The 20,617-nt window shown below is 35.9% G+C and carries 16 protein-coding genes and 3 pseudogenes; 6 read left to right on the top strand and 13 right to left on the bottom strand.

Annotated features, from left to right (window positions below; genetic code table 11):
* Positions 1-31: 31 nt before the first annotated feature.
* A complete protein-coding gene (locus tag AC2CGR_RS10910) occupies positions 32-424 on the top strand; it encodes a VOC family protein (RefSeq protein ID WP_484480814.1) in 393 nt (130 codons plus the stop codon).
* Positions 425-493: 69 nt separating this feature from the next.
* Positions 494-808, top strand: coding sequence for a hypothetical protein (locus tag AC2CGR_RS10915; protein WP_129075286.1), 315 nt, complete (start codon positions 494-496; stop codon positions 806-808).
* 153 nt (positions 809-961) lie between these two features.
* Here AC2CGR_RS10915 and AC2CGR_RS10920 read toward each other — a convergent pair whose 3' ends face one another.
* Entirely contained in the window at positions 962-3,037 is a 2,076-nt protein-coding gene (locus AC2CGR_RS10920) for a serine hydrolase domain-containing protein (RefSeq protein ID WP_484480815.1), read from the bottom strand.
* The gene (locus tag AC2CGR_RS10925; protein ID WP_484480816.1) at positions 3,027-3,242 is read right to left on the bottom strand and encodes a hypothetical protein; all 216 of its coding nucleotides are present in this window, start codon (positions 3,240-3,242) and stop codon (positions 3,027-3,029) included. The genes AC2CGR_RS10920 and AC2CGR_RS10925 overlap by 11 nt, the downstream gene beginning before the upstream one ends.
* 449 nt (positions 3,243-3,691) lie before the next feature.
* Here AC2CGR_RS10925 and AC2CGR_RS10930 point away from each other — a divergent pair.
* Both AC2CGR_RS10930 and AC2CGR_RS10935 read left to right on the top strand, forming a co-directional pair.
* Positions 3,692-3,948 (top strand): annotated as a pseudogene (locus AC2CGR_RS10930) (IS4 family transposase); the annotation flags it as partial.
* 285 nt (positions 3,949-4,233) lie between these two features.
* Positions 4,234-4,716 (top strand): annotated as a pseudogene (locus AC2CGR_RS10935) (PRK06770 family protein).
* Between the two features lie 445 nt (positions 4,717-5,161).
* Here the strand turns inward: AC2CGR_RS10935 and AC2CGR_RS10940 are convergent.
* The 5 genes from AC2CGR_RS10940 to AC2CGR_RS10960 form a co-directional block, all read right to left on the bottom strand.
* Complete coding sequence (locus AC2CGR_RS10940; RefSeq protein ID WP_087964609.1) at positions 5,162-5,467, bottom strand: monooxygenase; 306 nt, start codon at positions 5,465-5,467, stop codon at positions 5,162-5,164.
* 180 nt (positions 5,468-5,647) lie between these two features.
* On the bottom strand, positions 5,648-5,998 hold the full coding sequence (locus AC2CGR_RS10945) for a DoxX family protein (RefSeq protein WP_060633152.1): 351 nt from the start codon (positions 5,996-5,998) through the stop codon (positions 5,648-5,650).
* Between the two features lie 212 nt (positions 5,999-6,210).
* A complete protein-coding gene (locus AC2CGR_RS10950) occupies positions 6,211-6,630 on the bottom strand; it encodes a MarR family winged helix-turn-helix transcriptional regulator (protein WP_001048550.1) in 420 nt (139 codons plus the stop codon).
* A 282-nt stretch (positions 6,631-6,912) separates the two neighbouring features.
* Complete coding sequence (gene cypD / locus AC2CGR_RS10955; RefSeq protein ID WP_087964608.1) at positions 6,913-10,110, bottom strand: bifunctional P-450/NADPH--P450 reductase; 3,198 nt, start codon at positions 10,108-10,110, stop codon at positions 6,913-6,915.
* Between the two features lie 661 nt (positions 10,111-10,771).
* The gene (locus AC2CGR_RS10960; RefSeq protein ID WP_087964607.1) at positions 10,772-12,250 is read right to left on the bottom strand and encodes a DHA2 family efflux MFS transporter permease subunit; all 1,479 of its coding nucleotides are present in this window, start codon (positions 12,248-12,250) and stop codon (positions 10,772-10,774) included.
* 521 nt (positions 12,251-12,771) lie between these two features.
* Here AC2CGR_RS10960 and AC2CGR_RS10965 point away from each other — a divergent pair.
* Entirely contained in the window at positions 12,772-13,374 is a 603-nt protein-coding gene (locus AC2CGR_RS10965; protein WP_131102594.1) for a hypothetical protein, read from the top strand.
* Between the two features lie 279 nt (positions 13,375-13,653).
* Here AC2CGR_RS10965 and AC2CGR_RS10970 read toward each other — a convergent pair whose 3' ends face one another.
* Entirely contained in the window at positions 13,654-14,304 is a 651-nt protein-coding gene (locus AC2CGR_RS10970; protein WP_087964605.1) for a YwbE family protein, read from the bottom strand.
* Positions 14,305-14,527: 223 nt separating this feature from the next.
* Between AC2CGR_RS10970 and AC2CGR_RS10975 the strand changes: the two genes are divergently transcribed.
* Complete coding sequence (locus AC2CGR_RS10975; RefSeq protein WP_240687572.1) at positions 14,528-15,499, top strand: NAD(P)H-dependent glycerol-3-phosphate dehydrogenase; 972 nt, start codon at positions 14,528-14,530, stop codon at positions 15,497-15,499.
* A gap of 194 nt (positions 15,500-15,693) precedes the next feature.
* Here the strand turns inward: AC2CGR_RS10975 and AC2CGR_RS10980 are convergent, their stop codons facing one another.
* The 5 genes and pseudogenes from AC2CGR_RS10980 to AC2CGR_RS11000 all read right to left on the bottom strand — a co-directional run.
* Complete coding sequence (locus AC2CGR_RS10980) at positions 15,694-16,092, bottom strand: DUF1259 domain-containing protein (protein ID WP_484480817.1); 399 nt, start codon at positions 16,090-16,092, stop codon at positions 15,694-15,696.
* Positions 16,093-16,365: 273 nt separating this feature from the next.
* Positions 16,366-16,527 carry a hypothetical protein gene (locus AC2CGR_RS10985; RefSeq protein ID WP_165507137.1) on the bottom strand — a complete coding sequence of 54 codons (162 nt, stop codon included), beginning with the start codon at positions 16,525-16,527 and terminating at the stop codon, positions 16,366-16,368.
* A gap of 557 nt (positions 16,528-17,084) precedes the next feature.
* A complete protein-coding gene (locus AC2CGR_RS10990) occupies positions 17,085-18,347 on the bottom strand; it encodes an ATP-grasp domain-containing protein (protein ID WP_102990394.1) in 1,263 nt (420 codons plus the stop codon).
* Between the two features lie 11 nt (positions 18,348-18,358).
* Entirely contained in the window at positions 18,359-19,603 is a 1,245-nt protein-coding gene (locus AC2CGR_RS10995; RefSeq protein ID WP_087964603.1) for an MFS transporter, read from the bottom strand.
* Between the two features lie 604 nt (positions 19,604-20,207).
* Positions 20,208-20,510, bottom strand: a pseudogene (locus AC2CGR_RS11000) (LysE family translocator); the annotation flags it as partial.
* Positions 20,511-20,617 lie beyond the last annotated feature (107 nt).

Consider the following 20,617-nt stretch of genomic DNA (forward strand, 5'->3'; position numbering starts at 1 on the left):
TGTATATAATTTTCAGAAAGAAGGAATCTACATGCCAGTTAGAAGAATCGAACACGTCGGACTTATGGTTGCAAACTTAGAAACATCTATTACCTTTTATGAAAAAGTAGTCGGCTTACAACTTATTAAGCGAATGGGACATCCAAACCCAGACTTAAAACTCGCTTTTTTAGGTGTGGAAGAATCGAAGGAAACGATACTGGAACTCATTGAAGGTTACAACTCCTCTCTTCCGGCAGAAGGAAAAGTACATCACATTTGCTTTAAAGTAGATCCATTAGAGGATGAAATCGAAAGACTAAAGAAACATAAAGTAACCTTTTTACTAGGAGAAGAAATCGAAACATTACCAGATGGAACACGTTACATATTCTTCGCGGGTCCTGATGGAGAGTGGATTGAGTTTTTTGAGACGGAGAGATAAAACGAAGCTTTAGTCAGCCCACAATTAACGGGATCATAACTTTATGATCCACATAAGGAGTAGAAACTGATGAATACAGTTTTTATTATCGTTTTTTGGGTACTTATACTATTTCCACTTCTTTATATAATACTGATAAAGAAGTGGAATATAAAAGTAGCTGCTTTATTTGTTGGAAGGATTCTATTAAGCATTGTCTATTTCATAAATGGAATGGTGTTAGGACTGCAACGAAATTGGGTAGATCATGAAACAGAGTGGGATTTCTTTATCAAATCTTTACTAAACTGGAAAACTGATGCGCTTATACACTTGTTACTTCTAATTATTATCATTACTTTGGATTTAGTTATTACATTTTATTATATTAATAAAAAGAAATAGGATATCCACTCCTATTTCTTTTTTAATGGGTAGCGCCACATTGCTATCAAGCTAAGCGTTTAAATGTAATAGCATTTAAGGGAATACTTAAGATACAAATAAAATATCTTTTCCAAGTGATACTGTTTTATTAAAGTCTACCCCGAGTTGTAGCTAGTTCAATGCGACTGTAAATTCGGAGTTCGGTGCGCCAGCAAATACAACCGTTCCGTTCTCTGGTAGTTTCACTTTGTTATTATTACTAACAACGCTAAAATTGACGCATACTCCATTCTCATCATACACCGCGAATGAACTCCCTGATGGCAACTCCACATTCATCGTTTTCCCTGCTGCCTCTTGCGGAATTGTAAACCATTTCGCATGCCCATTTTCTTGCAGTGCAACTTTCGATAATTGACCTGCATCAAGGGATTTTACGTTAGATTCACTGACGTATAAAAAGCTGGCCATCTCCATATATTCAGTACCATTCTCTGTATAAAAATGGGCTTCCTTTGTATCCCGCCCATTCATCACGGGAATCTGAATTTGATGCATCGCCGAATTTGGACCTGTAATTTTTTTGCCGTCCCAATACCCATCCTTGGTTGTAATTTGTGTGTTAAGAGGTATTAGTTGTCCTAGATAATTTATAGAGTTAAATTTTTCGTTAACGAGGTAGAACTTGCCGCCCTCGCGCTTCGCCCATGCAGCAGCTGTTTTCTTCGGTAACACATTGTTTTCTAATTTCTGGGCTAAATAGTGAGTCAGCATATTTTGCCCCAATCCCGGCGATAATTCATATGTGCTCTCTCTCAAATAAACTTTTCCATTTTTCTCAGTGACGAAGTTAAGCTTGGAAGTACCCTTCTCATTTATAAAGCTTCCATCCGCCGTATATACATATTTTTCTTCCGGTTTAGTTGGTAAAAACAGTTCTCCCTTCTTCGTAATTTCTATTTTGAAATGGCTGCGGTTATTTCCATAAAAACCCGATTTTTTTACCACGTCTTGAGGAACTTTAGCCTTGACGGGCTTACCGAAGGATTTATCTGGTTTTATATCCTTAATTGTTCCTTTCTCTTTAAGCCTAGCTAGCAATAATTTGTTTGCCAACAATTGATTTTTCATGCTGGAGCCGCCGGAGGACAATACAGCTGCTGCCATCTTCTGTTCCGGAAGCACGACCAATGTAGCATGTTGCAGTATCGTATCCCCCCCCTTAGCCAAGGCTTTTATCCCATATTCACTGAATGGGTATAGTTTCACACTATCCCAGCCAAGACCATAGTTGACCACATTTTCGCTATCTCCCGGCCACATTCCTTTTTTATATTCTTCTTGTTCCATCGCCTTGACTGCTTTATTAGAGAGAATTTCTTTTCCCTGTCCCATAAATATTTGTGAGAATCGCACCACATCTTCTGCAGTAGAAGAGATTCCTCCCGTACCAATCACATTTACCATTTCACTTGGAAGCTGTCCCTGGTATGTCGGAGAATACTGTCCAGCCCGCTTTTCGTCTTCCCATTTTTCTTGCGATGTTATCGTATGATTCAGTTTTAATGGCTCTGTAAACTTTTGATGTAGAAATTCAGTAAAACTCATACCGCTGACTCTTTCTACCAAGATCTCAGCCAGCGTAAAACCGTCATTACAGTATACTGAGAACGCGCCAGGGTCTGCCTTCAAGTTTTGGTTGGACAATTGTTGCAACAAGATATCATGGGCATAAGCATCATTATCTTTAAATAAAAATGCATTATTGAACGTCGAACCTTGCAAACCCGAGGAGTGATTCAACAGCATACGCGGTGTAATACGCTTATATCGTTTATCTTTCATTTTGAAATCAGGAATATAGCGGGCAACAGGAGCATCCAAATCTACTTTTCCTTCGTCTACTAGTTTCATAACAGCCGCAGCCGTATATACTTTACTGGTTGAACCAATTCCGTATAGAGTATCTTTGGTTAGTGGTTCTTTCCCTTCTATGTCGTTTTTGCCTGTCTGCCCCGACAAAATAAGTTTACCATTATCAATCAGCGCATACTGCACGCTAGTCGTCTCATAGGACTTCGTGAGTAGTTCAGCGTTCTCTGCAGCAATCTTCTCCAAATCTTGGCTAGCAACTTCTTGGCTAGATACAACCGGAGTCTTACTGCTAGAAGACGCTAGCGCTCCTGTTGGTAGGCTCATCGTTAGAGCTAAGGTAGCGGCTAACACTCCAGATAATTTATTTTCCATAAATAAATGCCTCCTTAGATAAATGATTAATTTCATCTTTTATTTGTTCAATTACAAACATCACATAAACTACTATTCTGGCTTTATCCATACTGTCGTAACAAACGGTAAAACCTCTCTTTTTCACATGTACGTTAGTACCATAAATGATTTTTTTATTTAGAATGCGCTTATTACTAGTTTGGTTTTCGTATAAATAAATCATATTTATCCTCCCTCTTTTGTGCTTCTCTATATTTGTATCCTACACAATAAAAATTTCTTTTTTCTTATGCATTTCTTACAATTTCCTTACGTTCAAATCACTTCTGTAATTAGATAGGTTTTATTTTAAAATCTCCAGAATAATAAATGCTTATATAATCCCACGATTTCATAGAAGATGGATTCATAACCCTGCGCCAAATCATCATGCACATCTCTGATATTTCCTTGGATTCCCCTCCTCAACCTTTACAACAGTTCCAACTGGCATCAACACTTCTTCACGTTCTTATAAATAGCAATAACTAATCAACTCCTTACCTGAAAATAAATGAATATAGAAAAAGAGAGATAAGGTTAAAATACCTTTATCTCTCCTTTTCTCTCACAAATTTTGCGAAGGATTTTTTTGTTTTGGGGTTCATCTGTTTTCTTAGCTTGATGGGCATGCAAATGTGGCAATTACTTCTTATAAAAAGAAACGAGAACTGAGTGAATATAAGACCATGTATATGATTAAAGATTACTTTCTTCTTCTTTTCCAAGCTATACAGAAAGACACCCAAGAATTATCAAAGGTTCTCCTTCGTCTGTTTAACCTCCTACAGCAAAACAGGCGAAAATCTCATAGGTCTGAGAAGAAAACAGTCTTTGATATATTGGGTGTCGTTTACAATTGTACCATGTCTAATAATCAAGCGACTTAAATCAAAAAATGAAACCCATTAGGGTTTATTTCGTATGCAAATCTTTCAATTCCCTACATCTAGCCTTTAGAAAAACGAAACAAACTTTACTATAATTGACGTTGTATGAGCTTAGCTTGATAGCGATAGGATAGCGCCATCAAGCTAAGAATTTTAATTACTCCCAAAACGAAAATTTTCTGCATCATTGATTTGCTGATAATGCTGCTTTATGTAGATTATACAGACAGATAGGAGTATATAACTCTTCTTTTATGGTACACTTCAATAAAAAGGGGGGGAATTTTGAAAAAGTGGATCAAAATCACATCAAGCTTAGTTATTGCTATAGCAGTTGGTATTTTTACTGGTTACAAAGTGGGTACATATGCAGGTTCAGACGTTAAGGAAAAGCAGACTGAAAGAATTAAAGGGGAAGATGTAATACTTGACCTCAATTCTGATCGTCATATAATCAATGCAATGCACAAAATGACTCATCAAAAAGTATTATCTCACGAAAAGCAAGGATTTATTAAAATGACTCCAGAAAACATTGAACAAGTACGTCAAGTAATTGATGAAAGTAATAGTGGAACCTTACAACATAAAGAACAGTATCTCAAGATTTTGGTTCGTTGATATGAAGGCGATTTCTCTCAATCGGTTGAGGAGCATAATTTACTATGGGAATGGGAGAATAACAGCACTGGTAAAGCATACGAATTAGCGACACCGGAACAAGAAGAAGCATACATTCTAGAACAAGGGAAGTCTGAAAAACAATAACAAAAACGGACCTGTTATCAGGTCTTTTCTTGCATTTTCTCTGTTATACCCCTTTAAAAACTACTTAAGTCATCTACCCTTCGTTACCTCTGGTTACTAATCAACAGTTATGTTCATAAATTTGTAACATGTATAGACAGGTATATATGTTATAATTTCTTTAGCAAATTACAAATAAATTTGCATTTCCTGTGCCCCTTACCTCCCAGTAAGGGGCGTACCCTTTTATAAATAATTATCTCAATACAGTTTTCCCCACGTCAATTTCACAAATGTAAGAACTCTCATATATTAGACTTCATACAACCTTTTCCAAGGAACTATATGCTGATACACGCCTCCCTATCTATATAGGGATTTTTTGCGCGAGCCCTCACCATCAATTTAAGAATTAAAAAAAGAAGGGGATTATCCCCTCCTTTTAAGCTTGCTCCGACTGTCGGAATTATTTCGTATAACCACGATTCAGTTCCGTTAACTTTTCATTGATGTTAAAAATTCTTACTCTAATATCTTTAACACCAGCTGCTTCAAGTCTGTTCTTGTGCATTTCAGCGTATGTTTCAGCATCTTGTTTTTCTTCAAATACATAAATGCCTCCAGCTTCTTTTGTTTCTTCATTCTCTGTCCATATTTTCCAGTGGAATCCTTCTTCTTCGTTAATACTTTTTGCTAAATCCCAAAATCCTTTTTCCATTTCTTCACCAAAAGGACCTTCAAACGGAAAATCAACTTGTAATAAATATGCCATCTTCGCTCACTCCTATTTTCAATATTTTTCAATTCGAATGCAGATAATATCTTAAATGAGTGCTTCTATTATTCCTGCACTCATTTGAAATTTCACCTACATTTTCACAACCCCTTTTATAAAATAATTACAAAACGATATCAGCTTGAACGCATAAAGTTTAACCGTTTTCGGTTATATTTAAAAAATATGATAACAACTTATTCCTATACTAAGGACAAACAAAACAAGCGCAGGTATCGCTTTCTTAAAGGGATCTCTCGCTAGTACAATAAGAGTTAATGCAGCTGCAAGCATTGTACCACCTAACAACAATCCTGCTAATAAAGCTACTGTTGGAACCCAAATTCCTATCAACATTCCAATCGCTCCTACAATCTCAAAAGCTCCGGTTAAGAAATTAAAAAACGAAGGTAAACCAAATCGCTTAAACTCATCTGCCATTTTCCCAGATATAATTTTCGTACCTGTCATTAAAAAGAACAGAAACAATACAACTTTTACTACATTGATTAATATTAAAATAGCAATCACATCTTTCTTATTTATTTAATAATTCATATGCTATAGCATGTATAATACGGAATTTTGACTGGTACTAGGAAAAAACGTGATCCTGAATCAAATATCATACAAAATAAAGATATCTTCACCATTCCTTAAAACGAAATTATATGCTATAGCATGTATATGGCATATAACAAAGTTTGTTCCTTATGAATAGCATCAATAAGGAACAAATATTAATAGCGTGTATCATACAACTTGTTTAATAATGATTGTAATACTTTAATCTCTTCTTCGCTCAAATTACTCGTAACAAAATGGTGCGCGTCTGTCACGACAGGCAAGATTGTTTTCTTTAATTCGTCACCTTTTTCAGTTAAAAAAAGGTTGTGTGAACGCCTATCTTGATCATTCAAAGCCTTCTTTACAATCCCTTTTCTCTCCATCGACTGTATCATTCTTACGACAGTAGTTTGATCTTTATCAATCGCTTCTGCTAACTCTTTTTGAGTAGTGGCTCTTTGGCTACAAAGAACACTAATAATCCCCCACTGCTCTGGCGTAACTCCAAAAGGCTTTAATTTCTTCGTAAAATAATTCGTCATTTTCACATCAGTACGATGAACAAGATAGCCTATTAAATCATGTAAGTTCATGTATCACCTCTATAAATTAATATATAAAAGAGTATAGCATACCAGTCAATTATTCACGATGAATGTATTCATTTCATTAATTATATGCTATGGCATATATATTATAGTAGGTCATTTTAATTGTCAAATGAATTACCTATTATTTTTCTACAGTATCCGTCCAGCTTATTAAAAATAAAGAAATCCCGTATTCAATAAAAATACGGGATTTTTATAAATGAGTTATTCACTTATTCGAAAGAAATTCATTCGTTACATAATAGTTCTCTAATTAAGAAACATTCATATACCAGCCCAAACATCTTTTCCATATCGTCCTTCGTCTTGCACACGATCCAACCAATTCCTTGCTTCTTGTTCACTAACTTCATGAATTTCTTGATAGGCTTGACAAAGGGTATCTTCTACATCCGGAGCCATTTTACTTCCATCACCACATATATAAAGATGAGCTCCATTATCTAATAACGAAATTAAATGGATTCTATCTTGTTTTATTACATGCTGTACATATGTTTTAGGATGTCCTTCTAGGCGAGAAAAAACTGTGTGTAAAGAGATTAATCCATCTCTTTCATCATTTTCTAGTTCTGTACGATAGAGATAATCCTTTTCAGGATGACGACAACCAAAGTATAGATGTGCTTCTCCTAAGTTCATACCTTTTTGCTTTTGAACACGACGCGCTTGTAAGAATCCACGGAATGGTGCAATTCCAGTACCTGGCCCAACCATGATAATTGGTGTTTCTGGATTTTCAGGTAATTGAAAGTTTGATTGTGGCGTTCGAATGAAACAAATAATCTCATCTTTATTTTGACGCTGAGCTAAATAATTAGAAGCGACTCCTTCATATGTCCCTTCCCCACTCCATGCAGGCGCATGAACAACACCAACCGTAATGCTCAGACGATCCTGGGCAACGAGTGGAGAACTTGAGATAGAATAGTAACGCGGTTTGAGCGCAGGAAGAAGTTCTAAAAAGCGTTCAAATCGGATTTCACAAGCCTCATACTTTTCAAGAAGATCTAACATTGAAATACGTTTCTTTAATATTTGTTCTTGATAAACTCCTTCTTCCAATAATGATTCCAATTCCTTTTTATGAGGAGGGCATACTGTGAATGTCACCATTTCTCGTATTTGTGCTCGAGTGGCTGCTTCTTGAACTTCGACACTATAACTAAGAAGGTCATATAAACGAACAGGACTGTCTAAAGGTATGTGATTTACACTTCGTCCACTTGCACTCAGTATAACTTGATCCTTCCCGTTTAATCCAAAGCGTTTTAAAATTCGGTTGACATTTTTCTCACTATTAATTGGCAGCACCCCAAGGTGGTCACCTTCTTTATACGTAGCGCCTTCTGGCAAGGATATCTCAATATGTCGCGTGCTTCTTTCACTGCTAGATGATTGAAGTTCACGATTTTCCAATATAGATGCATAAACTGCTTCATATGTTCGCGCAAGAGGAGAACCTCCAAGACGGCTGACAAATTGAAGACTCAAAGTACTGCGTTCTTTCTCCATGTTTTTGTTAAGTTCCAATCCAAATGCCTTCATCGCATCAGACCACATACTTTGTTTCCATTGCTCGAGCTGTTCTTCGAAATCACCACTTGCATCCGCTTCTCCGCGTTTAGAAAATCTTGTTGCTCCTTTTTGAGCCATTTGCTCATCAATGTATCTTGGAATTCGCTGATAGGTATTAGCCCAATTATGGTCTCCACAACCAAAAACTGCGTATTGAACACCTTTTAGCTCATCCGGTTTTAATTCCTCCAACCATTGCACAAACTGTCCTGCATTACTTGGCGGCTTTCCATTATAAGAAGAAGTTACAATAAGAACCGCCCCTTCTTTCGGTAGACTTCCAATTCGATCGTTAAGAGCTGCCACTTCCGTTTGAACACCTTCTAAACTAGCTGTATCTGCTAGTTCTCTTGCAATACCTTCTGCTACCCCTGTATCCGATCCATACAGAACAAGAAGCGAAAGATTATCGGCCCCAATAATAGAAGGAGTCTTCTGACCTTGCTGCTTAATTTCATGTTTTTTCGGTTTCTCCTCTGTAGGCGCAAGAACAGTAGCATGGCTAATAGTTTGATTTCGGGGTAGAATCCTAATTTTAAAATCACCAGGCTTTAGCGTTAATGTTTGTTTTACGTCCAGCTGATAGTCTTGATAATCGATGAATTCAAAATGTTGAAGAAGCATTCCCATTACGAGTGTGGCTTCATGAAGTGCAAACTGCATACCGATACATGCTCGTTGACCATTTCCAAATGGCTTATAAGCGTGATGAGGAACCTTATCAAGCTCTTCAAATCGTTCAGGTTGGAATTCTTCCACGTTGTCTCCCCACGCGTCTTTATCCCTATGTAGCTGTGGAATAAGAACAGAAATACGATCTTTTCCTTTCTTAATTGGATATTTCCCACCAATCACTGTATCTTCTTTTGCATAGAGACTGAATGCTGGAGCAGTAGGCCATAGACGTAGCGATTCATTTAAAATCATCCGTATATACTTAAGTTTCATAACTTGTTGGTATGTTGGAGTAGAATCTGTCAAAACACGGTCTACTTCTTCATAAGCTTTTTTCAATTTATCTGGATTCTTTAATAAAAAATAGATTACAAAAGATAATAATCCACTCGTTGTTTCATGCCCAGCTATTAAAAAAGTGATAATTTGGAAACGAATATTTTCATCATCTAATTTTTCACCAGTTTCCGGATCCTGCACATTTAACATACGGGAAAGTAAATCATTTTCTTCCTGATTTCCACTACTTTTACGTTCAGCAATAATATTATCTACTAAAGAAAACATAGATTGAATATCATGCTGAAATTGACGTTTCGTTCTCCACATGAGTTTATCTTCTATATCCAGCCGCTGTAATTGGTGCATCGCCTCATCTAGAGCACGGCTCATGCTAGTAATAAAAGGATGAGGGGTCTCACGATAGAAGCTATTAAATCGATAATTAAAACCACATAGACCAATTGTATCCAATGTAAGGCGAGTCATATCCTCCGGTACATCTACGCTTTCATTCGGATTAAGCCGCGCCCATTTTTGAACGAGTTGTACGGCAAGATCGACCATCATAGCATGATAATCTTTCATTGCTCGTTGGCTGAATGTAGGCATCAAAATATTATGAGCTTTTTTCCAGTTTGGCTCGTGAGTCTCGCTTGTAAACAATCCGTCTCCAGCAAAGGCGCGAACTTTCGCTAAAGCACCATCTATACTTTTATCGAATCTTGTTTCATCACAGACTTCTGCTACCAGTTCATGTCCAGAAACGACAATGATCGTATCACTTAAAGTTTGAATTTGAAAAATAGGACCATACTCTTCCGCTATCTTGATAAAAGATAAGGTCGGTTTATCTTTGTCGATTAATGGGAGATTCCCCAGCGGTCCATATGTTTTCGGCTGAGGAATGGCAGATACTTTTTTATCCATTACAAACACCCTTTCAAAAAAGCATGAAATAAAGTGAAACTTTAATCAGTGGGGGTTTTCTTCATCCCCCACTGATTATTAGCCCACACCAATCGGGCTTTTACGGGCAGTTGATCCTCCACCTAACTTCTTTGCTTTCGCTGAATTTTGAGGTGGGGGTCTTACTGCCCGGCAAATAGCGGGATAAAATATCCCATTCAATAAAAAGAAGATAGCAATGAATCGCCTGGGATAAAAATATGTAATTAATTACCTTAATTTATCTTTCCCCTAACTATTCATGATTATGATATTGCTTATAAGGTTGGTAATCTAAGTTGTTTGTTGCTATTAGATTTCTAACTTGCAGCAAAAATACTACATGAAAATGAAGCGTATTATTATAATGTTTATCGAAAGTTGAGAGCTAAAAATTGTAGTATTGGGAAATCCAGTAGTTTCTCATGTCAATTCAAACGAATACGATAAGTAAGTATACTGTGTTGCTAATGAAAAAGGATCTGATAGGAATATCAGATCCTTTTTACTATATATAATTATTTCACTGGTTCTTTTCCAGATTTAAGTACCAGCGCCTTAGCAGCAGAAATTTACATTTCTTCATAGTCTAACTAAACAGCAAAAAACTTATAGAAATCATTATGTAGAGTTTTATTCTTCTCTACCGATTTAACTTCTCGACAGCTTCTGGGCTTGTATCTACACGTTTCACGAAAAAAACTAATAGGAGTGCAACAACATTCATGCCAAGCGCTACATAGAATGAATGCTGAATTCCGGATAATAAAGCCTTCTGCGTTAACATTACCTTCGTAGCTTCTGTGAAGGTTGTTGGATCTACATGAGCCATTAGACTTTCAGCTTTTGTTTTTGTTACAGAATTCATAATCGTAACAAGAATAGCAGTACCAATCGAACCGGACACTTGTTGAGCTGTATTATTAACGGCTGTACCGTGCGGATTTAAGCGAGTTGGCAATTGATTAAGGCCATTTGTCATAAGCGGCATCATCACCATCGCCATCCCAAACATCCGCAATGTGTAAATGAGAATAATATGTGTGTGGCTAGAGTCGATTTGCAGGTTCGCCAGCATATAAGTTGAAACGGCTGTAATGGAAAGTCCTACTATACCAAGAATTCGCGGGCCATATTTATCGAATAGTTTACCTGTAATTGGTGACATAACCCCCATTATTACCGCACCTGGAAGCATCATTAACCCAGAGCTCAGCGGTGAAATACCGCGGACATTTTGTACATAAGCTGGTGTTAAAATCATACCTGAAAACATGGCCACTGCGTTGACAATTGCAATTACAGACGCAAGTGCAAACATTGGGTACTTGTAAACACGTAAATCTAATAGCGGTTCATTCATTTTTAATTGACGTATAATGAAAGCAATTAAGGCAATAGCGCCTATGATTAAGGTTGTTAAGACCACTTTATTCGTCCAACCATCGGAACTTGCAGAACTGAATCCATACAACAGACCGCCAAAACCGACAGAAGATAATAATAATGAGAGATAATCAAGTTTTGCATTTTTATTTTGCCTCATGACATTCTCCGATTTCCAAATCCCTAACAGTAAGCTAATGATTGCTAGCGGTAAAATCATTTCAAAAAGCAAACGCCAGTCATAATACTCTACAATATACCCCGATAGTGTCGGTCCAATGGCTGGAGCTGTAATCATAACTAATCCAAAAATCCCCATTGCTGTTCCCCTTTTTTCTCTTGGAAAGCTTACTAGCATAATGTTCATTAACAAAGGCCCCATGACTGAAGAACCTGCTGCTTGAACCATCCGGCCAGTCAGTAATAAACTAAAGTTCGGTGCTACAGCCGCTAAGGCCGTACCAAGAATAAAAATCAACATAGATGTAATAAATAAGCTTCTATTGGAGAAGCGGGTTATTAAAAATGCTGATGCCGGAATTAATATACCACTTACAAGCATATACCCTGTAGAAAGCCACTGAATCGTTGAATAATCTTTAATGTCTAAATCCTTCATTATTGATGGCAAGGCTACATTTAAAAGTGAATTATTTAGAAATGAAACAAATGCCCCAATAAAAAGGATTACAAGCATTACATATGGTGGTTTTCTTTTATGTAACGTTTCACTCATATATTTATTTGCCCCTTCATTATCAATTCCATTGATTAATTTAACTCGTTTGCATATTTGCACGAGAAGATATTACCCTTGCAGTATTTTGCCAAACTCTTCGAATGGATATTCTCTTTTTAGCAATTCTAGTTACCCAACTTAAGATTTTGAATGAATATGTAAACACGTTTGTTAACCGAAATTACATTAGGCTGAAATAAACAAAAGGAGCAAATGAAAATCCCCTTCTAAAATAAAGGGAAACTTTAATCAGTGGAGGTTTTGTTCATCCCCCACTGATTATTAGCCCACACCAATCGGGCTTTTACGGGAAGCCCGACCCACGCCTTATTTCTTTGCTTCCGCTGAATTTTGAGGTGGGGGTCTTACTGCCCAAAAATAGCGGGATAAATCAACAAGACCACACACCCATTCCTTAAAATACAGGCTTGGAAATCTAGTTATGTAACCATCCATAAAAAGGAATATTACATAGGCTAAGTCTAACATTACATTTTTAAAGTAAGGAGAATAAGCTTATGCACCCATATTGGTATGTGAATTCAAAGGGAAACGAGGAACAATATAATAACCAAAATTCAATGCCTTCATTATATTCACAGCCCCAAATAACTAAAGCTGACGAAATGAGTGGTTTGAAGATTTCTGAGAATTGGAGTTGTCGCTTCTATCCAGTTGGTTGGGATTCACCAGCCAATTATACGACTTTCAATCCCGAGCCCCCTCCCTTCTCTTTGGTTCAACCAATCCATTATGCAGGGATGATGCCCCAAGGACATCCTGCTAATTGGACTCCATTACCAGGCCATGCAGGTTTTAATTATCAAAAACCTCCCATCCCCTGGGCCCAACCATTCAATCATACAGGGATGTTTGCACAAGGACATCTTGCCGCTTTACTATCGCCACCAGCTAAGGCTTTTAAATTCAATACCAATAACGGAGGTATTTTCGGAAACTCTCCAGGATGGGGAGGGCAGATAAGTCCCATGGGATGGGGGAATAACGGAGGTTACGGTCAGCCAGGAATGCTTGGAAACTTACTTACAGTAGGAAAAGGCACTATGAATGGAATTGGAATGCTTAGTAGTCTAATGGGTATGGGGAAGTTCTTCTTTTAGTGGATTAGAACGAGAGGATAGGTCCATAGCCCCGACTTAAAAACCAGTTCCTTTTCTCCATGGATTTCATCTTCTTAAACATGCTTCCAATACTCCCTCCAAGTTCGTTTCCTCATCTTTCAAATTATAAAAACATCTATTATCTTGTATCCAATAACTTTATAGAGGTGTGGTAGCACCAACAAAATGCAAATTTCGTACGCAAAAACCCGGTTCCTTTACGAAAGAACCGGGTTTTTAATTTTAATTTATTTGAAAAGTAGTCAAATCTTTTTTGCATTATTTAACACTTTGAACACGGCCAATTTGTCCATCTTGTAATCGAACTTTAATGCCGTACGTGTGTGTTTCACTATGTGTCAAAATGTCTTTCACAACGCCACTTACAGTTTTACTATAGTCATTATCCAATTGAATAACTACATGTGAACCAACTGAAATTTGTGATCTTGTTGGTTTTCCACCTGTTGCTTGTGTTGGTTTTTCTTGTTTTTGTGTTCTCTCTTGTTGTGTAGACTGCTGTTGCTGAGCCTTCTTCTCTTCTTGCTTACGTTTTTCTTCAGCTACTCTTTGTTGTTCTTCTTGTTTACGCTTCTCTTCTTCTGCTCTTTGTTGCTCTTCTTGTTTACGCTTCTCTTCTTCTGCTCTTTGTTGTTCTTCTTGTTTACGCTTCTCTTCTTCTGCTCTTTGTTGCTCTTCTTGTTTGCGCTTCTCTTCTTCTGCTCTTTGTTGTTCTTCTTGTTTACGTTTTTCTTCTTCTACTTTTTGTTGCTCTTCTTGCTTACCTTTTTCTTCCCCTACTACTTTTTTGTCTTCATCCACTTTTTGCTCATCTGGTGCGCCCTTTAATTTTTCTTCATTACCCTTACAAGCACTTAAAGCAATTACACATAAACTCATAAGTGCAAATAATAACAATTTCTTTGACATTTAAAAATCCTCCTATATATACATTACAAATTAATAACTTTCATAGTATAGCAAAAGTATATGTATTCTTTTGTCAAAATTTGTCGTATGCATTTAATTCCCTGTAAAATACTAGGCATTACAATTAGAAGAAGGATATTTGTTAATGTATATCAAATATTAAACAATATAAATAGAGCCATTCATGCAAAGAGAAACATCATAAAAATTTATAAAGACAAAGGTGAGATTATTGAACATTTCAGTTCTTGGTTGTGGGCGTTGGGGTACTTTTATAGCTTGGTATGCTAACAAAATTGGTCATAATGTCATGTTATGGGGCAGAGAAAACTCAAGAAATTATAATAAATTAAGTGAAACTAGAAAAAATGATTATCTTACGCTCTCAGAAGATATTGAGCTAAGTAATTCTCTACATAAAGCAATTTCATTTGCGGAGATTATTATTATATCGATTAGTGCACAAGAATTACGTTCGTTTGCTAGTCAATTAAACTTAATTAATGAAATACAAGGAAAAACCTTCATCTTATGTATGAAAGGACTTGAAGCAACAAGCGGAAAGAGACTTTCTCAAGTATTTAGTGAAACCATTGAAAAAAATGTCAATATAGCTGTTTGGGTAGGACCTGGACATGTACAGGATTTTGTAAATGACATTCCGAATTGTATGGTGATTGGATCTGAGAATATTAGTATCACTAAGGAAATTGTGCAGGAATTTAATAGTGATTTAATACGATTTTACTACGGACAAGATTTGATTGGCAATGAAATAGGAGCTGCTACAAAAAATGTTATGGGCATTGCCGCAGGAATGTTAGATGGATTGAATTACAGCAGTTTGAAAGGTTCACTCATGGCTAGAGGGACAAGAGAACTTTCACGTTTGGTTACAGCTATGGGAGGAAATGATTTAACGATATACGGATTGAGTCATTTAGGAGATTATGAGGCAACATTATTTTCATTACATAGTCATAACCGAAAATTCGGAGAAGCGTTTGTCTCAGGCCAAAAATTCGAAAAGTTGGCAGAAGGAGTTTCAACAGTAAAAGCATTGAAAGAACTATCTAAACAATACGATGTTGAACTTCCAATTAGTAACGCTTTATATGAGATTTTATTTGAAAATAAAGATGCAAAAGATACATTAGAAGAACTTTTTTTAAGACCTGTTAAATTTGAATTTTAAAGATACTTCACCAATTCTTGCTATTTTAAGATGAGTTACATAATCAATGAAAACAATGTAACAACACACATTAACAACAAAACCATCAAGAAAAGGCATTCCAAATATGGAATGCCTTCTTTCACTTTATAAATCCTTTCAACAATCGGAACTATTCTACTTAACAAAATCACACATTTAACGAAAGAAACTTGTTAATTACATAACGCTATTCTAACTTTCCTTGCGAAGCTTAGCGGATCATCCACATCTTCAATATTAACGTAGATTAAATTTGGATCATCACATAACCACTCATTATGAATAGACGAAACAATTATTTCTTGCTTAATAATTGCGGCAACAAATCCGGTGACTTCCTTTTGCAAAAGCGCTACCCGTCCTAGACATAATGCCCGTCCAGTTTTTTGATCTCTTGATTCGAATGAAAAGGAACTTGTTACCCTAAAACGTTTCCCTAAAATTGTTGCCTTGATTTCATCCCGGTTTATCGTTGCCACGCATTTTCCACCGGCAAATCCTTCTTGGCCACCAATAATTCTTGCAAACTGTTGACAAATTAATTCATCATTACACGCCATACCTTTCATCATCCCCCCCTTTTACTGTTAGGTTATGAATAAATACAAAGGTCTGAAACGGTAATGAATCTATTCTATTACAAAAAAGATTATCAGAACCTAATGAAGTCTATTATACGGTAAGACATTTTTAGAAAGCATAAAAAATACACCCTAAGGTGCCATCCTCCGACTTGAGAAACATATCTATGTATGAAAAAAATTTAGAAAAGGCCAATCAATACAAAAGAAAAAGTTCTAACTGTAATGTATGGAGTGCTTATGATATTAAGAATCCACGTTATATTACTTTCTGATCAGTCTCGTTAAAGCCATCCCAAGAAATCCAACACCCATTCCTATGAGCCATCCTGTTTGGGTATTACCTAACATAGACCCCAATCCTCCGCCAAGAAACATGCAGCCAACGAATACTAATCCTCCAATTCCCCAATTCGGCCGTTCCATAGTTCAATCACATCCCTTCAGTAAAATATATGCTATTAGCTACCTCAACTTTCTTGCATAGGATGTGTTAATTATTTTGCTTAAGTTTAGTACTTTCAGGGAATTCATAAGACGTAGAGAATGAGCCATTTAAATAAATGGCAGAAGGATGATTTGATTATTTATATTACAATACCTTAAGAGCTATGGAACAAATTCTTCAACTAATCAACTAATAGAAGCCTGGAGATTTTCCACAATCAGTAGCTCGTCGCTATCAAACTAAAATTTCATTTGAGGGAAGAATGTATTTGTTTACATGATAGCAATGGGATTCCTCCAGTATTTCGAACAAAAACCACACTAAGCACATTTTCATACAAAAAAGCCGATTTTTGTCCCACTAAGGATAAACCGGCTCATTGTAATTGACCTTGAAGGACTCGTTATATAAACTCGTCATTTTCATCAAAAAACATAGCTCTAGCTAATACACTTTTATCCGGTTTTTGGTTAATAGACACATGTGATTTAAATGATCCTTTTTTATATAGACCAGTCATTTGCCACATTTCTTTTTACATATATTTTTTAAAAGAAGGTTTCCATTCTGAGAAATCCTCATAAACAAACGTTATGTTGTTACATATTTCCTCTGCAACTTCATACATATGTTTTATATCATTAGCCGTAAATAATATAGACCCTTTGCGTTGCGTACTATCTACAATAGTTGGTATGGTGTCGCCCTCTTTTACTACTAGATCAATTAATACGATCTCGGATATGTTAGTTAACTCTTTATACTTGATTTCTTTTAAGCAACCTGGTTTTGGAATCAAGCTTAAAGACATAGCTTGATATTTTGAAGGTACACATCTAAATTCATCTATAATCTCAGTAGCTAGCGCATCATAATAGTATCCAAATTGAGATATGCCAGTTGTTAGTTCCACCATCTTCCAGATGTTGCCACCACCTATTCTAACTTGAGACTCTATAATTATTGGCTTATTTTGTTTGTCTAACTTTATTTCTGTATGAGTAATGCCATTTTCCATTTTTATATCGTCTAAAAATAACATTACTTTCTCCATAATGAATTGTTTTTGAGATTCATCTATAGGTGCTGGCATAATCGTATAGTTTATTATAAATGTATCTTCTTTACATACTTCAGCTGATATAGCAAGTATAGAATGTTTTTTGTTATAAGAAACGGTTTCAACCGTATAAACTATATCACCTTCCACATACTCTTCCACTAAAACAGGTAGTTGAATACCATTTTCTTTAATAAACACCCCTACGTCATCTCCCGAGTTTAGCTTACATACTCCTTTACCCCCTGCCCCAATCGGCGGCTTTATTATAACACTATCTTTTTTATTCAAAAATTCATTAATGTCTTCAGTATTATTACAAACTGTCGAATCTATCGAAAAGTCCTTACCTGCTAGAATTTCACGCATCATGTCTTTATTGCGAGTTATCATATTAGCATTGTAAGAAGGTCCTTTAACATTAAAAATCTTTGCAATTATGCAAGCCGTATCTAATGCTGTTTCGTTAAAAGACACAACCACATGAAAGGGTCGCTCTTTAAATAATTCTTCAGCATAGTATATAGACAAGGGTATGTTTGTTGTGTCTAATTCTTTTTTATAGAAACATTTTTCTAAGATAACTCCATCAAAATATATGTGTTTAGCGTAAGAGCCTATATACGAAACAGTATACCCACTGTCTAATGCATCTTGTATAGGTTTTGTCCATCCCCCTATAAATAAAATGTGTGGTTTATTTTCTATGTCAGTTCCTTTTAATACCTTATGCATCATAATCATCCCCTCTAAAATGAACTCGTATATTCAATGTCAGTTCCTTTTGATACGCCTCGTCTTAACAACGCAACTAAACACAATGTTGTTCCGAAACCTCCTATAAATAACGTAGTTTGAAGCCCGAATATAGAAATTAAAAATGCACTAGCAAAACTTCCCAATGCCCAAGCTCCCCAATTAAGCGTGCGCTGTACAGCATTTACTCGGCCCAGCATGTGATTTGGTGAGGCAAGTTGTCTTATAGTTGCAGCGTAAGGGCCAAATACACCTTCTCCCATACCATGTATGATACTTGCGGCTACTATACCGTAAACTGTTCCCATATATCCCATTATCGGTATAAAAGCCAAACCGGTAACTGATACAGCAGCGCTATAAATAAGCATTTTTGTATTATTAATTTGTTGACTCTTTTTCATGAGAACCGTATTACCTATTAAAAACCCTACCGCTGCTGAACCTACAACAAATCCTATTTCAATTTCAGATAGCCCCATTACCTTATAAAGGAATATTACTAAAATGCTATTTAGTATGTATTTAAAAAAACCGTAAACAGCACCACATGTCACAATTGGCTCTAATACAGGGTGTTTTTTGAAATATATCAAACCCTCATATATGTTTTCGTATATGGATTTTAAATTTACGTCTTTTAAAGAACCCTCTGTATGCGGTTTAAACTTTGAAATAAATAATACAAACATAAAACAAACAAAATACGTTACTGCGTCAACAGTAAACGATCCTGTTAATCCGACTAGAGTAATGACGATTCCAGCTAGCATAGGACCAATTACTATAGAAAGAGACTCCGAAAGTGCTAGTTGAGCATTTCCTTTTTTTAAGTTGTCTTTATCTGTTACGATTTCCGGTAAGAAAGAAGGAATGGCAATGTTGTAAAACGTGGTGAGTATTCCATTTAAAAACATGATAAACACCAATAAAGGGAACGTTATTATATTTGTTACAGTCAGTATGAATACTGATAAAAACAATATACCTTGACATATACTACAAATTAGCAAAACATTTTTCCTATGAAAAATGTCTATTAAAGCACCGGCTACTAACCCAAAAATTAGGTAAGGGACGAATATAACCCCACGAAGCATAGCAGCATTTGCTTCACTTGTTTGTAACACCTCTAATGCAAAAAGTGGCAAAGCTACTATTGTAAACTGAGTACCTAACAAACTTATAGACTGTCCTAGCCAAAGCTTGTGAAAATTAAAATGTTTGCTACCTTTCATAATATCCCCCCGTTAAATCCATCTTTATAAATTATCAAGTTTACGGTATAAGTCAGAGTAGGCAAAAACTATCTTTCAACTAATGTCTGTACCACATAAAAATTGGAAACCTGCTATACAAGCGAGTTTAGTTTCAAAATGAAAACTTGATGTTTAAAAATTACCTGGCTAATGAAAAGCTCACCTTCCGAAAGATACTTCCGCATTCGTTTATAAATCAATTGATATATGGATTGAATTTGCTTGTAAGAATCAGTTTATTAATTAGTTTGTTTCGAATTCATTTTCCCATTGTATGTCACTTTGAATCACCTCCAGCATCAGTATAACCTTGCAGGCACGCTGTTGTACGCATTTTGGAATGTAATAGCAAGATAACGAAGCTACGATGACGAACTGAATGGATTTAACCTTGTTATTGGAGGACACATATATACATGACAATTGATTAAAATACATCAAGCCCTATGGGATAAATTTTTAGATAAACCAAAATAACAAGCAAAAAGCCCCTTCAAATTTGAAGGGGCTTTTTAATATATAGAAATTAACTTAAATTAAAAATAACATCTCTTAAAAGGGGGCATTTTTTTATTATTCATGTTTATTGAGGAGCCTTCGTTTGAAGCAACTTTAACCCCATGCTAATAAAAATCAGTCCTGTTACTTTATTTAGAATCATTCCTACCTTTTGATTTCCTCTTAATTTTTTGGTGACATAGGAAGAGAAATAAGCAACAAATAAACACCACAATAGTCCAGTTACTGTAAAAGTAATTCCTAAAATGATAAAAGGTATAGGACCTGAAGCCCTTGTATCTATAAACTGCGGCAGAAATGCAATAAAGAATAAAGAGACTTTTGGGTTCGTAAGACTTGTTAAGAGTCCTTGTAAATATATCTTTCTTTTGATTTACAACCGATAAAACTGATGTGGTATACCATTCGTATCACGGAGCCAAAACTCACTATTGAATAAGTAAAACCCCAGAAATCCAAAGATCTCTGGGGCTT

This window comes from Bacillus sp. LSHTCR4, from assembly GCF_057197025.1.

Excerpts from the sequence above, each read along its gene's own strand:
- AC2CGR_RS10990 (WP_102990394.1), bottom strand. The coding sequence starts at position 18,347 with ATGATGCATAAGGTATTAAAAGGAACTGACATAGAAAATAAACCACAC.
- AC2CGR_RS10985 (WP_165507137.1), bottom strand. The coding sequence starts at position 16,527 with ATGGAACGGCCGAATTGGGGAATTGGAGGATTAGTATTCGTTGGCTGC.
- AC2CGR_RS10920 (WP_484480815.1), bottom strand. The coding sequence starts at position 3,037 with ATGGAAAATAAATTATCTGGAGTGTTAGCCGCTACCTTAGCTCTAACG.
- cypD (WP_087964608.1), bottom strand. The coding sequence starts at position 10,110 with ATGGATAAAAAAGTATCTGCCATTCCTCAGCCGAAAACATATGGACCG.
- AC2CGR_RS10960 (WP_087964607.1), bottom strand. The coding sequence starts at position 12,250 with ATGAGTGAAACGTTACATAAAAGAAAACCACCATATGTAATGCTTGTA.
- AC2CGR_RS10980 (WP_484480817.1), bottom strand. The coding sequence starts at position 16,092 with ATGATGAAAGGTATGGCGTGTAATGATGAATTAATTTGTCAACAGTTT.
- AC2CGR_RS10995 (WP_087964603.1), bottom strand. The coding sequence starts at position 19,603 with ATGAAAGGTAGCAAACATTTTAATTTTCACAAGCTTTGGCTAGGACAG.
- AC2CGR_RS10910 (WP_484480814.1), top strand. The coding sequence starts at position 32 with ATGCCAGTTAGAAGAATCGAACACGTCGGACTTATGGTTGCAAACTTA.
- AC2CGR_RS10940 (WP_087964609.1), bottom strand. The coding sequence starts at position 5,467 with ATGGCATATTTATTACAAGTTGATTTTCCGTTTGAAGGTCCTTTTGGT.
- AC2CGR_RS10925 (WP_484480816.1), bottom strand. The coding sequence starts at position 3,242 with ATGATTTATTTATACGAAAACCAAACTAGTAATAAGCGCATTCTAAAT.
- AC2CGR_RS10950 (WP_001048550.1), bottom strand. The coding sequence starts at position 6,630 with ATGAACTTACATGATTTAATAGGCTATCTTGTTCATCGTACTGATGTG.
- AC2CGR_RS10970 (WP_087964605.1), bottom strand. The coding sequence starts at position 14,304 with ATGTCAAAGAAATTGTTATTATTTGCACTTATGAGTTTATGTGTAATT.
- AC2CGR_RS10915 (WP_129075286.1), top strand. The coding sequence starts at position 494 with ATGAATACAGTTTTTATTATCGTTTTTTGGGTACTTATACTATTTCCA.
- AC2CGR_RS10965 (WP_131102594.1), top strand. The coding sequence starts at position 12,772 with ATGCACCCATATTGGTATGTGAATTCAAAGGGAAACGAGGAACAATAT.